This window comes from Ligilactobacillus acidipiscis, from assembly GCF_900116935.1.
Taxonomy (GTDB): domain Bacteria; phylum Bacillota; class Bacilli; order Lactobacillales; family Lactobacillaceae; genus Ligilactobacillus; species Ligilactobacillus acidipiscis.
This window is the reverse complement of the sequence record NZ_LT630287.1, coordinates 478,145-493,800: the sequence shown is the minus strand read 5'-3', so window position 1 is coordinate 493,800 and position 15,656 is coordinate 478,145. Positions and strand designations below refer to the sequence as shown.

Sequence of the window (15,656 nt, the reverse complement as noted above, 5' to 3'; positions counted from 1 at the left end):
TAACACTTGCATATCATAAAAATCGGGGTAAAAGCTTGTTAGAATGATCCAGGTCTTTTTACTGTTGGAACTTAGCAGCCTACTACTCATATTTCAACTTAACAATTTTTTCTTTTTTTTAAAAACAAGGTGAAGTGAAGCGGGTAAAAGTTAAGCACTATTAGACTTTTGTTCACTCAAGCTGCCTAAAAAAATAAAAAACCTGTCAGTTTCCCGCTAAAATAAGCAGGACTGACAGGTTACTAATTTTCAGGTTTTAGCTGACTTGATTCATACTGGAACTTAGTAAAGTTACTCGTTACAAAACCTTCCCCAAAATCACCTCGACAATAACGACTTTTATCATAATTTCCGAGTTTCCTTTAGATTTGGTACTCTCTATTTTAGTCCAACAACGAGAACTTTAGCTTCATCCGAGCTGACCCGACTGTGACCATCTTACCAAGTAATTTTTTGCTTTCCTTAATGTAGATATCAGCCATTTCTTGGTTAGCCTTAGTTGATAAGTCATCAATATCTTGAGCATCCTTAGCTTCTTTTGTCACACGGTCAATGATTGCACGACATTGTGCTTGTGTTGTCTGTTCAAAGTCAGATTCAAGATCACTATACAATGAGTAATTTGTGTCGCCAAATGTTCCCAATGTCCGTGACAACCAATAAGCAGTGTTAGGATCATATTCTGCAGTTGCATCTTTAAAAGAAGCTGGTGTATCAGTAATATTGATCAAAAATGGTACAAATGAGTTAAAGGTATTTGGACCAAATCCTAACCAATGAATAGCGGCAACTTCTTCAGGTACATTATTTCTGATCTGCAAAATATGACTTTCTTCGTTCCGGTTGATACCAACTGGACGGAAGAGTGTCTTATCTTCTAATTCGCCTTCACCATAACGGTCAAAGACAGTATTTTGGTAATGAGAGCTCATAGCCCACTTGAGGTCTTCGATCGCTAATTTACGGTCAGCATGACAAATGAATGGCAGATCTTGGTCTTGAGGATCCTGTTCAACACTTGGTGTAAAGTATGATTGAATATACCATGCACGAGGATCATTGTAACGAGTATCCTTGATCGTTGCTGAACCAAAGATATGACGGAAATTGTAACCTTCATCATCTGGATTCATGAAGTTGTCATTGATCAATTGTTCCAAATCTTCAGAGTACATTGCGTCTGGAGAACCGAAATCAAAGTTATCAATGTTCAAGCGGTTAGGCGCAACCACGTAAGCATCGTCTGGAATACGAATGGCAGCCCAATGATGTCCACCGTAAGTTTCTAAATACCAAACTTCATCCTTATCTGAAAAAGCCATCCCATTGTATTCATATGTCCCATATTGTGTTAAAAGATCACCCATTCTTTGAACGCCTTCACGGGCAGAATGAATGTATGGAAGGACAAGCGTCGGCATATCTTCTTCTCCAAAGCCATCCTTAACTAATGGATCAACAGCCAGGATGCGTGAGTTTGTTGTAATAGTTTCAGTCGCTGACATTGCGACATTCTCGCTATTAATACCTGCACCGGCCCAAATACCATGTGAGTTATCTGAGTCTGGTGTTGCTGTATAACGCAATGGTTTGTCAGGCAAATCAATTTCAAACTTCGAAAGCTTTGAAGAGTAATGTTTTGGTTGATCTTTTGGTTCAACCACGATAAATTTTTGTGGTTCAGCGTCGTCACTGTGGTCTTCAGTCCGTGCCACTAAAGTAGAACCATCGATCGTTGCTTTTTTACCAGCAAGGATCGTTGTACATGAAGAAATAATTTTGTCCATTTTGCTTCTCCTTTATAAAACTTAATAATAACTTTTCGTAAGTTACGTACATTAATATTCTATCAAATCTATCTTGAAAATGCTCCCTTCTACTACAATTACTTTGCAAATATAGACCAAAAATTTACTGACAAAATTTTTGGAGCAGCATTTTTACAAGCTAGTTTGCTTTTCAACTTTATTCGGATCAATCGGCCACTGTTTCCAGTCATAACACCATAAAAGTGCCATCGTTCCACTGCCAACGTGCACGCCGATCACTGGCCCTAATTCACTTTGTTCCATCGTTACTTCAGGGAAGCTTTGCTGCATATCATGATACCAACGCTCCTCCATCAAGGGAGCTCCAGCATGAATGATAGTTAAGCGTAAGGGGGCCTGTGCTTTAGCTTGAGCATCAGCGAATTTATCTTTGATCGAACGATAAGCTTTTTTCATAGTACGTTCTTTTTGAAGAGCTAAAATTTTTCCCTCTTCAGTAAATGTCAAAACCGGTTTGATACTTAACAAACTCCCGACAAACCTTGAAGCATTAGATAAGCGTCCTGTTCGAACCAAATGCGAAAGATCATCGACCGCTAAGTAAGCTCGCGTAGTTTCACGGAATTTCTCCAGTTCATGAATAATATTTTCAGGCGAATAACCCGCGTCCGCCAATCTGGCAGCCAATTTTGCCATCCCGCCTTCTGCCGCTGCAGCAAGACGAGAATCAAAAGGGTAAACTTTAATATTTGTCACATCTGGCAAATAGTTGACCAGATTTTGATAAAATGAAGTGATGCCCGATGACAAATGAATACTGATCACCGCATCATACCCTTCTGCTGCTAGTTGGTCATAGGTTTCCTGCATCTGAGCCGGTGTAATTTGCGTTGTTGACGGAAGAGTAGTTTCCGTCTTCATTTTTTCATAAAATGCAGCTGCTGTGATATCTATATTTTCTAAATAAGTTTGTCGTTCAAAAATCACTGTGATCGGAACAACTTTAATCTTATATTGTTCACTTTCCTTAGCTGTTAAACAACTGGCTGAATCAGTTACGACCGCTGTTTTCATATATGTGCACCGCTTTTCTGAGTACATTTATTTTTAAAAGCCACCTTTACTAAATATCAACTGATTATATCAAATAGTTTAAACTTCACCAAAGAAAACAACACTTGCTAAATTCAGAAAATTCAAACTTGATTATTTTTTCGTGTTATTGTTGGATATTATTCACCTGTTCTACGCTAAATGAGAATCGGGTAGGAGATAGTTCACACTATCGACCTCCCACACCACCGTACGTACGGAACCGTATACGGCGGTTCAACAACTTAAGCTTTTGCTTGAATAGACTGGTACAGTTTGGACAGATTTATTAGCCCACGCTGTGCCAGTCTTTTATTAGTTATGGTCATCAACAGTGTTTTACTGTGCGCGTTGCGCCAGTATCCCTTACGAGTATTGACGTAGATTTTCGCCTGTTTGGGTGTCAAGCCTAGTTTAATCAATGCTTTATAACGGGTTCCGATATTCTTCCACTGTTTCCAGATATACTGGCGGATGCGCGAGCGCAACCATTTGTCTAGTTGTTGGAGAAAGATTTTCATCTTCCCAATGGAATAATATTGGATCCAGCCCTGCATTTTCTGCTTAATTTCATGCAGAATCCTATCAAGGCTGACGCCTCGGCTTCTCTTGGTGATTCTTGTCAATTCCTGTTTAATTCTCTGTTTAGGTTTTTGATGAGGACGCGGGTAGGCGCTATTGCGTCCCACACCCAGAGAAAAACCTAGAAACTTCAGTCTTAGTGGAGAACCGACTTGCGTCTTTTCTGCATTCACTTCAACTTTGAGTTCCTTTTCTAAAAACTGGGTGATGCTTTTGAGAACCCGTTCACCCGCACGCTTACTTTTAACATAGATATTACAGTCATCCGCATAGCGTACAAATTTATGCCCTCTTCTGGTCAATTCTTTGTCCAGCTCGTTCAGATAAATATTTGCTAGTAATGGTGAAATATTGCCACCTTACGGTGTACCTTTAGCGGACTTCTCGAAAAATCGACCATTCATCACACCACTCGTCAAGAACTTACGAATCAAATGCAAGACCCATGGCTCACTAATGTAATTTTCAACAAATTTAATTAGTAAATCATGGTTCACATTGTCAAAATATGCCTTTAAATCAAGGTCGACCACGTAGTGATAACCCTGATTATAATAAGCAACCACCTTTTTCACAGCACTTTGTGCACTGCGGTGTGGTCGAAAACCATAACTATTATCTGAGAATACTCTTTCAAAAATAGGAGACAGTTGCTGTTGTAACGCCTGTTGAACCACACGGTCAACGACCGTTGGGATTCCTAACTGACGTTTCGAACCATCTGGCTTAGGAATCTCAACTCGTTTGACAGGTTGGGGTTCATAGCTTTCGGTTCGCAAGGCCTCGATTAGTTTTACGTTATTCTCTTTCAAGTATGGGCCAAGTTCCTCAACGGACATGCCGTCAATTCCTCCAGCCCCTTTATTACGCTTGACATGGACAAAGGCCCGATTTAAATTATTCCGGTCTAAGACCTTCTCACGTAATAAGCCATTTTGAGTTCTCTTTTCACCAGAAACAACGCTACGCGCTCCTGTTTGCTCTGACCCTTCCAGGGTTACCCTCCGCAGGTAGTCAGCTTTATTTTCTGTTTTCTGCGATTGTCGCATTGTTTCCACCTCCAGGATGAATCAAAATTATTGTTGTTCAGCCCTTCACCATTACTGGCTACTATGGCCTCGGCTGACTTCTGTCATGGACAACTCAACATTACTATTGAGCCTGTTCCTGCCAGAAATAACTTCCAGCTTGAGAGAACTACCATGATAGACCTCCCCGGGTAAGAGCAGTAGCTTTCGCATCAAACCGTTGGCTTTACTGTGACGGTTTCGAGTGGTCAGGGACTTCGCTTTGTTAGGCAATCTCATCCCACCGTTTCCAGCCTTTTAGCCACTTCTTGTTCATCGATTCGATGTTTCGTCTAGGACTTCCTTCAGATTCTACCTCACGATAGACACCCTTGTCTTCGACTCGTGATACCGGCCACTACGGCTCACAGCGGACTTACACCGCCTAGTTACTGCCCATGCCGGGCGCACCTAACAAAAAAAGCGAATTTGATCCGCTTTTTCTTTATCCTTTGCGTTTATTTCATACTTGCAGCCATCGTAATGATCGTCTGTACACTTTGCCCTTTCAATGAATAAACAATCTGACCATCTTGCCAGGTCAGCTTATTGTTACCACTTACTTCAAACTCGCCAGCACCTACACTATTTGGGGCTGGCAAATAGGAACTCTCCAGCAACTCAACGACCTGTTTGGCCATTGACTTTGGGTCTTCTCCATTTACCGCGTCTGCATGAACGACAAGGGACCATTTCCCCTCATTCCAGTGGAGATACCTATTACCTGCACCTGCATCGATCGTTCCAGAAATATCATGACCTAGATCAATCCTTGGCAAGCCTTGATCATCACTGCTTGAATGATAATTAACCGCAGCTTGTGCCTGTGCAAATGAACTATACGTTTTTTTAGTTAATGTCGCGTACGGTGTTTCGTTTTGCAAAGCTGGATCATTTAAGGGACGTGTCTTACCGCCTACACTATAGTTAATAACATAGTTAACACTATCCCCAGAAAATCTAATATTCAACCTGGAGTTGTCTTGCCCTAAACCGTCTTTTTGCGGTAACAACACATGACCCAAAGTCCGATTCAAATCACCGTTAAGAGTGACCAACCGCGGTTCATTAGTTGATGGTACCTGTTGTTGTCCATTGTTAGTTGTCGAACCTTGTGAATTGGATCTAGCAGGAGCTTGACTTGTTTGCGAACTAGCTGTTTTACTAGCTTTCTTTTGTGAGTTGCTTGTTGAAGCTGTTTTTTTAACTTGCTTTTTCTCTGTTTTCACGCTAGTCGAAGAATCACTTTTTGAATTATCTTTTGTAGTTCCGCAACCAGCTAAAGTTAAAGCAAGAAATGCAACTGTTACTTTTAGGATTGTTTTTTTCATTTGGAACTCCCCCAATTATCTATCAGTTGTTAGCTCTTCACAAAATGCTTATTTAATATTGCCAGCCAAATAATTGTACTGCATAGCCTCTCTTACATCAGCTGTATCATATCCCAGACTTTCAGCAATTGCATAACTATAAGCAAATGCAGTTGCTGGCCCACGACTTGTTATCAAGTTAGCATCCTTATCAATTTCAACAATATTAGTAGTATGTGTTGCATTCTTCGCTTCGTCTTGAATTTGCCCTTCAAGTCCTGGAAAAACCGTATACTTGTGGCCGTCCAACAATCCATAACGTGAAAATGCTGTTGGCGCAGCGCACATGGCCGCATTCCACTTGCTTTGTTGGGCACGTTTTTGCATCAAACCCATCAACTGATCGTTATCGCGTAAATTTTTAGCACCAGTAGTTCCACCAGGAAAAATCACTACATCATAATCCAGTAAACTATCATCCATAATTTTATCGCAAGTCAAAGTAACCCCGTGAGCCGAAGTTATTTTCAATTTGTCTAACCCGACCATATCTATTTTAGCACCCAAACGACGGAGAACATCTACCGGACTTAAAGCCTCAACCTCCTCACATCCATCTGCAAGCATAACTGCAGCAGTTTTTGTCATAATTAATTTCCCCTTCCTTGCAATAATTTCTTACATTTCTATTTTAATTCATTTGCCCGTTTTTTTCGAATAGTACGAATTTTTCAATACAATGAAAAGAGTGTTCATGAATTTAATATTAGCAAAATTCACTTAACATTTTTACTAACCTGGATTATTCATAATTTTACCTTGAGGTCTGCTTTTGGTTGTTGCCGTGCTGTTGCTGACCTTTTTTCTTTTTCACCTGCTGGGTGTACAAAATGAGCACATCCTGTGCTATTGTAAAGTCGACTAAACACTACAAAGAACAGGAGTGCTCCTAATGTCGACTTTACATCATAAACAGCTTTTATTCAATAAACAAATCAAAATTTCTAATGACGGCGGTGAGCTAGCGAACGATGCGGGGACTTTATTGCTTGCTGAGTTTCTCCATCAACTCCACTTTGACCAGTTTTTAGAGACTAACTTGCGTTTCAAAGATGGTCGCAAGTATTGTACCTTCACTATGAACGATTTATTCAAGCAGTTGTTATTTCAATTACTAGCGGGGTATTCCCAGGATCAGTCTGCTAACACCTTGGCCCAAGCGGCTGATTTCAACTTAGCTCTAAAACAAGCAGTCGCTTCCCAACCGACGCTCTCACGTTTTATCAATCACGTCTCGGCGACAGGCCTTTTCTCCGTCAAGTCTGTAATGATCTCTTTGGCGCACTTAGTCCTGGGCCAGCTGAATCAACATCAGCTGATCCTTGACCTCGACTCCACGCATGCTGATACATTTGGTAACCAAGAAAAAAGTGCTTATAACGGTCATTATCAGACTAACGGTTATCATCCATTACTAGCTTTCGATGCTTTATCGGGCTGCTTATTGAATGCCCAATTACGTCCAGGCAATCGCTATACTTCACAGGGAGCGACTAAATTCTTATTACGGGGCCTACGGGCCTATGACCAGTCTTCTTTGGATGTCCTCGTGCGGGGAGATTCTGGTTTCGCAGCGCCAGGGATCTACCGTGCCTGTGATAAAAAACAGGCTAAATTCGTGATCCGCATGAAAGCGAACCGCCAACTCCAAAGTCGGGCTGAGCGCTTGATCCAAGTGGGCGACCACGACTTCAGCGAAACTGAAGTCCAATGGCATGTCCTGCAGGATTACTGTCCCCAAAGTTGGCCACGCCCTTATCGGGTGATCATTAGATCAACTCGGCCAGCGGGAAATTTACTGTTTGACCATGAGTTTATCGTGACCAACTTGGAAGAATTGAGTGGTCCGCAAGTCTTTGCCCTCTATCAACAACGTGGTTCAATGGAAGACTTGATCAAAGAAGTTAAACGCGGTTTTCATTTTGATAAAACGGACAGTTCCAGCTTTAACGCCAATGAGTTTCGCATGTTGGTGGCTGGCACGGCTTACAATATACTCCAAGCCATGAAGAACTTGGTTTTACCACCGGAACTTAAACACGCTCAGGTCGAGACCATCCGCTTTAAATTACTTCATTTGGCAGCTAAGGTCACGCACCACGCCCATCAGATCTGGGTCCATTTATCCCAGACCAATGTGTTTGATAAATTATTCTGGCAGACACTGTTTAAGATCCAAAACATTAAAATATACCCGCTGTGAACTCACAAAATAAAATATATTTTCTAGGGAAAGGGTGAAGTCTGCCCTTTTTTAAGCAATACGACCGCAAAACTAACAAAAAAAGCTTTTTTCTGAGACCACGGTTATTTTGCGCCAAATTTTATTTAAGACAAAAAGTATGAATAATTCAGGACTAACACTCATCTTTTAGTTTACCCAAAATAAAGCCAGGCATTCTATGACAGAATAACTGGCTTTTACCTTTTACTTATTTTTCTTATCAAGTGAACATTTTTACTCAAGAATTTTTTAATACACTGACTCTTCTGATTTTAGATCAAAGAAGTGCGCCTTATTCAAATCAACGCCCATGGTAACTTCTGTTCCTGGTTGAACGAAATCACGCGCATCAACTTTGCAAACGAATTCTGTATCTCCAACCTTGCTATATAGTTGTGATTCGGCGCCCAACAATTCTGAAACTGAAACAGTAGCCTTGACCTGTGATTCCGGGAAAGCTTCGATAAAAGCTTGTTCAGTGTGCATGTCTTCTGGCCTAATACCAAAAATCAGTTTTTGTTTATCATAGCCCTTTTCTTTTAAGACTTTCAAGCAACCTTCGGGGACTTTCAGATTAAAGTTCTTTCCTTCATCATAAATATATTGTCCATCCAAAGTCACATTGAAAAAATTCATGGCCGGTGATCCGATAAAACCACCAACAAAGACATTCATCGGTTGATCATAGACCTCTTGCGGCGTGCCTATCTGCTGAACTTTTCCATCTTTCATAACTACGATTCGATCAGCCATAGTCATAGCTTCTGTCTGATCATGAGTAACATAGATCGTAGTTGTCTTTAAATCCTGGTGAAGCTTGGCAATTTGAGCACGCATTGCAACCCGTAACTTAGCATCCAAGTTGGATAATGGCTCATCCATTAAAAAGATCGGTGCGTCTCGGACAATTGCGCGACCTAAAGCTACACGTTGACGCTGCCCGCCTGATAAAGCAGCTGGCTTACGGTCCAAATACTCCTCTAAGCCTAAAATATCTGCGGCATGATGAACTTGCTTGTCGATTTTTTCTTTAGAATATTTTCGTAATTTTAAGCCAAATGCCATGTTGTCATAAACTGTCATATGCGGATATAAAGCATAATTTTGGAAAACCATTGCGATATCACGATCTTTAGGTGCTTCATCATTCACAATGCTCCCATCAATTTTTAAATCCCCTTTAGTAATATCTTCCAACCCAGCGATCATTCGTAAGGTTGTGGACTTTCCACAACCTGAAGGACCAACAAAGACGATAAACTCACGGTCTTTAATATCCAAGTTAAAATCAGTTACTGAGTAATCATCCGCATTATCATATTTTTTATAAATGTGTTCTAAGTTAAGCTCAACCATAATATAAAAGTCACCTTTTCCCAAATTAATATTGAAAGAAATATTTTATTCAAGTATTTTTAATTTCTATCTACAATACAGTCTCTAAACATAAAAATTCCAACGAGCCCTGGTAATGATGCACTGAACAGTAGCAAGAAAAAAGACAAAAACAAATTAGTATTTAGCATGAGCGCTAATATTATTAATATTGCCACAATTATCATTTTAATTGGATGTTCAACCATAATTTGTTGCCAGTTCTTATTAACATTCTCCGAACAACTTACACTATACACAAATAAAATTCCTAAAATAACAATACCTATTGTGATTAGAAAAGATGTTAGTGCAACGTTTTTTTTATTGACCAAAATCATTACTATTTCAAATGTTAGAAAAATTCCAAAAAAGAAATTTGGTTTAATCTTCTTCAGATTATCAAAATATTGTTTAACTGTTTTTTTAAACAACCAGCCTTCTTTAGTAGACAATCTTTCTATCAAAATTTGAAAAACTGCTGAATATGCAGGTATAACAAAAACGGAAAATAAAAGTGCCAATAGAATCAAATTCATTGGTTGTAACATAAAATCCGATGAACTAAATGAAACTATTGCAAATACAAATGCTGGGATACAAATTACTAACCAAGCAACATTTGTCGATACTAACGAAGCTAAACCGTTACCCAGTTTATACAATATGCGTCCATACTTATTTTTTGAATTACTCATACGTTGAAATCATATCCTCTTATTTAACTGCTCCTTCGGTTATCCCTTTAATAATATATTTCTGACTAAACATATAGAAAATAATTACTGGGATAATTGCCAAAGTTAAACCTGCCATTGCTAAATGCCACTGCTTTGTAAATTGCCCAAAGAACATAAACATTTGCAAAGGAATTGTAAACTGTTCCTCTGGAAGAACTAATGATGGCAACAAATAATCATTCCAAATCAACACAATGTTTAAAACCGCTACGGTAACTGACATCGGAGTCAGCATTGGAAAAATGATTTTCCTAAAGACTTGCCAACGATTTGCCCCTTCCATTGCTGCAGATTCATCTAAGGACTCTGAAATACTGCCAATACTACCCTGAAATAGAAAAATCGACAAGCTTGCATTAAAACCTAGGTACATAAAAATCAACCCCCACATATTTAGGGCCTGTACTTTTCCAAATAAAGCAGTCATCGGTATCATTACAGATTGAAATGGAATAATCATAGCCGAAATAAAAAGAAGTAATATTGAAGAACTTAAACGACTATGATTTCTTTGTAGTGCATATGCAGCCATCGCTGAACAAAAAACTAACAAAATAACACTAATTACAGTAATGATCAGCGAATGAAGGAACGAGCTCAAAAAATGTAACGCTTCGTAAGCTTCAGGATAATTAGAAATTGTAAAGAACTTACCTGGTAAATTCAAAACCGAAGTAAAGATTCCCTTTGGAGTTTTAAAAGAGTTCGATAGTAATAAATAAAAAGGAAAAAGCCATAAAACAGCGAGTAAAATACCCAAAATAACAATTGATAATTTACCTTTTTTCATTACAAATCAACTTCTTTCTTTTTATTATAATAAACTTGAATCAACGCAACGCTTGCAACAATAATGAAGAAAATTATGGCTTTAGCTTCAGCCCTTGCAAAATCATTTTCTGTATAAGCAGTATTAACAATATTCAGTGCTAACATTTGAGTTGATTTATAAGGACCACCATTTGTCAAAGACAGGTTTTGATCATAAAGCTTGAATCCATTTGAGAGCGTCAAAAACATACAAACAGTGAACGCAGGTGCAATCATAGGAAATGTAATATTAACAAACCTTTGCCAAGCGCTTGCCCCATCAATTTTAGCTGCTTCTATGATTTCATCAGGTATATTTTGTAAGTATGCTATATAAATGATCATTATATACCCACCCATTTGCCAAACAGTTAGAATTACCAACCCCCAAAAACCAGTTTCTTGGTTTGTTAACCATCCGTTTAGGAAACTAAGCCCAAGATTGTCTGCTAATGCAGGAAAAACCTCAGTAAAAACGAATTGCCAGATAAACCCTAAAATTAATCCACCAATCAAGTTTGGCATAAAAAATACCGTTCTCAAAAAATTATTTCCTTTAAATTTCTGGGTAACTAGCAGTGCTAATCCCAACCCAATGACATTTAATAAAATAACAGTAACAACTACAAATTTAACAGTAAACCAAAATGCTGAAATAAAGTCTTTATCTGACATTAAAGACAAATAGTTATTCCACCCAACAAAATTGGTAAATGACAATCCATCCCAATTAGTAAAGGAATAAAACATTCCAACTAAGGCAGGTATAAACACTACCAAAAGTAAGGCGATCAAAGTTGGTGCAAGAAATAACCAAAAAGAAGTACTTTTATTTTTCATTAGAAATTCACCCTTTAAAAAGTATCAATAATTACCCTTATAACCTACAAGATAGCAATCATAAAATAATTGCTATCTTGTTTTATATTTGATTAATTTTCCGCCTGCTGTTTTTTCCAGCCATCAGTAGCAGTTTTAACTGTTTGATCCCAATTAGCTTTTCCAGACATATACTTCTGTAATGCAGGTTGCATTGTATTCTCATCCCATGGAGTTCCTGTATAACCTGGGAATGACCACCCAATTACTTTTCCGCTTTGCGATGCATTAAACACTTGTTGCGAAAGAGCATCAGGCATCTTAAATTCAGAATATCCTTTATACGCAGGTACATAGTGTAATTTATTTACAACTAAATCTTTTCCTTCTTTGGATGTGTAAAGCCAAGTTAAGAAATCTTGAGCTGCCTTTTGTTCTTTATCAGATTTTTTATTATTTATAGCCCAGTAATTTGAAGTTCCAACAGCTAATTTGCCTTCTTGCCCCTTCACTGGAATTGTCATCATACCTACACCATTATTAGCAAAATCTTTATCTATTCCTTCAATTGTTGGATAAATCCAATTTCCTTGCTGTACCATGGCTACTTTCTTTTGTGAAAAGTTTTTATTAACTTGACTAGTATAGTCGACCTGCATAACAGGCTTAATAGAATACTTCATTTCCAAATCTAGCATATCTTTCATTTCTTGATTTGCTGTAAACTTCATTGATTTAGACCTATATAATTTTAGAGAATTACCGTTAAATTCTTGTCCCAGATATAGGTTTGCTAGGTGATCGGAAAAAACCCAAGCTTCTTTCCCAGGAGTTGCAAATACCGCATCAAGTCCAAGTTCATCCTTTTTAGAATCAATTTGTTTTACAGCTTCCTGAAATTTATCAGGAGTGGTTAATTCCTCAGGCTTTATCCCTGCTTTTTCAAAAACTTCTTTATTATAAACAAATCCATAGCCTTCAACATTATATGGGTATCCATATACCTTTCCACCATCGGTAACTGTATCTAACGTACCTTTGTTAGCAAGTTTAGCTAATTTTGTACCATTTAGATCAGTGGCATATTTTTTAAACTGAATTACATCTGCAGGTCCTAATAAACTAAAAATAGTTGGCGCATTACCAGAAGAAATACGAGTTTTTAAAACTGGGTTATACTGTGTTCCCCCTCCAATTGATTGAATTTTAAATTCAACATTCGGATGTTTCTTTTGATAGGTTTTAGCTATACTTTTCAAAGCTTTGTTAGACTCAACTTTACTTTGAAGAATAGAAACTGTTACCTTGTCGTTTTCAGAATTTTTTTTACCACATGCTGTCAACGTTAGTCCCAATCCTAAAATAGCTAAAGCATAGCCAAATCTTTTTAACGTAGATAAATGCATGACACTCACTCCTCTTTTATTTTTTTATTTCCACAGTTAATTATGCATCGCCGAAAATATCTTTGCAACCGATTTTATGGTGTTACCGGTAACAGGCTTATCTCTTAATTGTTACGAATTATTAAAAAACCGTCTGGGTTGATTTGACCGTCTTTTGTAATATTTTGCTGTGAAATTACTTGAGCGTTATCTGTAACTATGACACTTTGTGGCTGAGTACCTGTATTAAACACTGCAATGATTTGTACATTCTGATATTCGCGTTTAAATACAATTAAATCTGACTGCTCATCAGTTTTTTCAAATTCCAAACTACCCTTCGACCATAGTTGAGAATACTGATGACGCATATCTACTAATGAGTGAACAAATTGCAACATCTCTTTATCTTGTTGTTCTTCATCCCAAACCATACACTTACGACAGTCTGGATCTGGTCCCCCGTCCATACCAATTTCAGTTCCATAATAGATACATGGAGCACCAATTTGCGTAAACATAAAGGCTAAAACTTGTTTTTCAAGCTCCTTATTATCGCGACATAAAGTCAAAATTCGTGCAGTATCATGAGTATCCAACGCGTTAAACATAACTTGATTTGTTTGATCACGGTATAACATCAATTGATTTTGCAATATATCGGTCATTTCGCTAACTGTCAATTCTTTTTTAACAAAGTGATCAATAATGGGTTCTGTATATGAATAGTTCATGACAGCATCGAATTCTTTATGCCCGACCCATTCTTGCGCAGAATGCCAAACTTCGCCCAATACATAAAAATCTTTCTTGAGTGCGTGAGTTCTTTCGTAAAAATCTTTCCAAAATTCATGATCGATCTCATTGGCAACATCCAAACGCCAAGCATCGATATCAAACTGTTCGATCCAATAAGTCGCAACATTCAACAGATACTCTCGTGCTTGTGGATCTGCGGTATTTATTTTCGGCATATGCGGCGTATTGGCGAAAACGTCATAGTTTAAATTTCTGGCAAACTCAAAATTAGCTGTTTCTTCATACGAAACTGGAAAGTCGTGAATATGGAACCACTTGGCAAAGCGCGAATCTCTGCCATACTTTTGCACATCTTGCCATTGCATAGAAAAATCACCCATGTGGTTAAAAACAGCATCTAACATGACGTGCATTCCACGTTCGTGTGCTTGGTCGATCAATTCCTTTAAGGTTTCTTTAGTACCAAATGCTGGATCAACGTTAAAATAGTCGATCGTGTCGTATTTATGATTAGAATACGCAGTAAAAATTGGGCATAAATACAAACCGTTAATACCAAGTTCTTGTAAGTAATCTAGATGATCAATAATACCCTGCAGATCACCGCCAAAGAAATTTTCTGGGGTCGGTTTCTTACTGCCCCACTCTAATGTGTTTTTTGGGTCATTGGCAGGATCACCATTCGCAAATCTTTCTGGGAAGATTTGATACCAAACAGTATTTGTCACCCATTCTGGAGTCTTGATCCGGTCACATTCATGTAGGTACGGCATTCGAAAACAAGATAATTTTTCAATACCGACATCGCTATATCTGTAAATTCGGCGATCATCATAAAGATATTCTTGCCCGTCTGCACCATAAACATGAAAGGCATACTGTAGCCTTCTTAATGGCAAAACTACCTCAGTGATCCAATGATCATGCTGTTTGGTGGCATAAACTCGTTTCATTTCAGCCACCTGATATTCCCAAGTACCCTCATCTTTTTCGTTGACTTTCGTTCCATACGGGTCCCCATATAATAGTTCGACTTTTACGACGTCATCATGTTTTGTCTTTAAGCGAATCTGAAAGTGCTTCTGATCTTTTAAATAAGCCATTTCACTATCAGGTCGGTGGTACAAAGCAGCAGTTTCCATAATTTACCTCCTAATTTAAAAAACAGAGCGGAGGCAAGCGAGAAAAAGCGAGTATATCGGACTTTAACAGCATAGTGCATTTTGACACTGTGCTGTTAAAGTTGGATAGACGGAACTTTTTGCTTGCCGGAGCTCGACTAATAAAACAGAGCGGAGCATGGCGTTCAGAAGTCGAGCACTAACGGACTTTCACACTATAATGCGGTTTTTCAGCATTGTAGTGTGGAAGTTGGTTAGGCGCAACCTTCTGCCATGCGCAGCTCGACTACAAAACAGAGTGGAGGCAAGCGAGAAAAAGCGAGTATATCGGACTTTAACAGCATAGTGCGTTTTGACACTGTGCTGTTAAAGTTGGATAGACGGAACTTTTTGCTTGCCGGAGCTCGACTACAAAACAGAGCGGAGCATGACGTTCAGAAGTCGAGCACTAACGGACTTTCACACTATAATGCGGTTTTTCAGCATTGTAGTGTGGAAGTTGGTTAGGCGCAACCTTCTGCCATGCGCAGCTCAACTACAAAAC

The 15,656-nt window shown here is 38.6% G+C and carries 11 protein-coding genes and 1 pseudogene; 1 reads left to right on the top strand and 11 read right to left on the bottom strand.

Features of this window, described 5'->3' with window-relative positions:
* Nucleotides 1-383 precede the first annotated feature (383 nt).
* From BQ5903_RS02210 to BQ5903_RS02190, 5 genes and pseudogenes are all read right to left on the bottom strand, one after another.
* On the bottom strand, nucleotides 384-1,787 hold the full coding sequence (locus BQ5903_RS02210) for a C69 family dipeptidase (protein WP_079578666.1): 1,404 nt from the start codon (nucleotides 1,785-1,787) through the stop codon (nucleotides 384-386).
* A gap of 153 nt (nucleotides 1,788-1,940) precedes the next feature.
* Entirely contained in the window at nucleotides 1,941-2,843 is a 903-nt protein-coding gene (locus BQ5903_RS02205; RefSeq protein ID WP_010498827.1) for a DegV family protein, read from the bottom strand.
* Nucleotides 2,844-3,106: 263 nt separating this feature from the next.
* Nucleotides 3,107-4,492 (bottom strand): annotated as a pseudogene (gene ltrA / locus BQ5903_RS02200) (group II intron reverse transcriptase/maturase).
* Nucleotides 4,493-4,968: 476 nt separating this feature from the next.
* On the bottom strand, nucleotides 4,969-5,841 hold the full coding sequence (locus BQ5903_RS02195) for a hypothetical protein (RefSeq protein ID WP_079578664.1): 873 nt from the start codon (nucleotides 5,839-5,841) through the stop codon (nucleotides 4,969-4,971).
* 48 nt (nucleotides 5,842-5,889) lie between these two features.
* The gene (locus BQ5903_RS02190; RefSeq protein WP_079578662.1) at nucleotides 5,890-6,468 is read right to left on the bottom strand and encodes a DJ-1 family glyoxalase III; all 579 of its coding nucleotides are present in this window, start codon (nucleotides 6,466-6,468) and stop codon (nucleotides 5,890-5,892) included.
* 304 nt (nucleotides 6,469-6,772) lie between these two features.
* On the opposite strand from BQ5903_RS02190, the gene BQ5903_RS02185 reads away from it, so the two are divergent.
* Entirely contained in the window at nucleotides 6,773-8,083 is a 1,311-nt protein-coding gene (locus tag BQ5903_RS02185) for an IS1380 family transposase (RefSeq protein WP_010499943.1), read from the top strand.
* Between the two features lie 270 nt (nucleotides 8,084-8,353).
* Here BQ5903_RS02185 and BQ5903_RS02180 read toward each other — a convergent pair whose 3' ends face one another.
* The 6 genes from BQ5903_RS02180 to BQ5903_RS02155 form a co-directional block, all read right to left on the bottom strand.
* A complete protein-coding gene (locus BQ5903_RS02180) occupies nucleotides 8,354-9,460 on the bottom strand; it encodes an ABC transporter ATP-binding protein (RefSeq protein ID WP_079578660.1) in 1,107 nt (368 codons plus the stop codon).
* 59 nt (nucleotides 9,461-9,519) lie between these two features.
* Nucleotides 9,520-10,176: a hypothetical protein gene (locus tag BQ5903_RS02175; RefSeq protein WP_079578658.1), complete on the bottom strand. Its 657-nt coding sequence runs from the start codon at nucleotides 10,174-10,176 to the stop codon at nucleotides 9,520-9,522.
* Nucleotides 10,177-10,195: 19 nt separating this feature from the next.
* Nucleotides 10,196-11,008 carry a carbohydrate ABC transporter permease gene (locus tag BQ5903_RS02170; protein ID WP_079578656.1) on the bottom strand — a complete coding sequence of 271 codons (813 nt, stop codon included), beginning with the start codon at nucleotides 11,006-11,008 and terminating at the stop codon, nucleotides 10,196-10,198.
* Nucleotides 11,008-11,868 (bottom strand): carbohydrate ABC transporter permease, encoded by an 861-nt coding sequence (locus tag BQ5903_RS02165; RefSeq protein ID WP_079578654.1) that lies wholly within the window; start codon nucleotides 11,866-11,868, stop codon nucleotides 11,008-11,010. Before BQ5903_RS02165 ends, BQ5903_RS02170 begins: the two co-directional genes overlap by 1 nt.
* Nucleotides 11,869-11,960: 92 nt before the next feature.
* A complete protein-coding gene (locus BQ5903_RS02160) occupies nucleotides 11,961-13,253 on the bottom strand; it encodes an ABC transporter substrate-binding protein (RefSeq protein WP_079578652.1) in 1,293 nt (430 codons plus the stop codon).
* 104 nt (nucleotides 13,254-13,357) lie between these two features.
* Nucleotides 13,358-15,133 (bottom strand): glycoside hydrolase family 13 protein, encoded by a 1,776-nt coding sequence (locus BQ5903_RS02155; protein ID WP_079578650.1) that lies wholly within the window; start codon nucleotides 15,131-15,133, stop codon nucleotides 13,358-13,360.
* Between the last annotated feature and the right edge of the window lie 523 nt (nucleotides 15,134-15,656).

Excerpts from the sequence above, each read along its gene's own strand:
- BQ5903_RS02210 (WP_079578666.1), bottom strand. The coding sequence starts at position 1,787 with ATGGACAAAATTATTTCTTCATGTACAACGATCCTTGCTGGTAAAAAA.
- BQ5903_RS02205 (WP_010498827.1), bottom strand. The coding sequence starts at position 2,843 with ATGAAAACAGCGGTCGTAACTGATTCAGCCAGTTGTTTAACAGCTAAG.
- BQ5903_RS02195 (WP_079578664.1), bottom strand. The coding sequence starts at position 5,841 with ATGAAAAAAACAATCCTAAAAGTAACAGTTGCATTTCTTGCTTTAACT.
- BQ5903_RS02190 (WP_079578662.1), bottom strand. The coding sequence starts at position 6,468 with ATGACAAAAACTGCTGCAGTTATGCTTGCAGATGGATGTGAGGAGGTT.
- BQ5903_RS02185 (WP_010499943.1), top strand. The coding sequence starts at position 6,773 with ATGTCGACTTTACATCATAAACAGCTTTTATTCAATAAACAAATCAAA.
- BQ5903_RS02180 (WP_079578660.1), bottom strand. The coding sequence starts at position 9,460 with ATGGTTGAGCTTAACTTAGAACACATTTATAAAAAATATGATAATGCG.
- BQ5903_RS02175 (WP_079578658.1), bottom strand. The coding sequence starts at position 10,176 with ATGAGTAATTCAAAAAATAAGTATGGACGCATATTGTATAAACTGGGT.
- BQ5903_RS02170 (WP_079578656.1), bottom strand. The coding sequence starts at position 11,008 with ATGAAAAAAGGTAAATTATCAATTGTTATTTTGGGTATTTTACTCGCT.
- BQ5903_RS02165 (WP_079578654.1), bottom strand. The coding sequence starts at position 11,868 with ATGAAAAATAAAAGTACTTCTTTTTGGTTATTTCTTGCACCAACTTTG.
- BQ5903_RS02160 (WP_079578652.1), bottom strand. The coding sequence starts at position 13,253 with ATGCATTTATCTACGTTAAAAAGATTTGGCTATGCTTTAGCTATTTTA.
- BQ5903_RS02155 (WP_079578650.1), bottom strand. The coding sequence starts at position 15,133 with ATGGAAACTGCTGCTTTGTACCACCGACCTGATAGTGAAATGGCTTAT.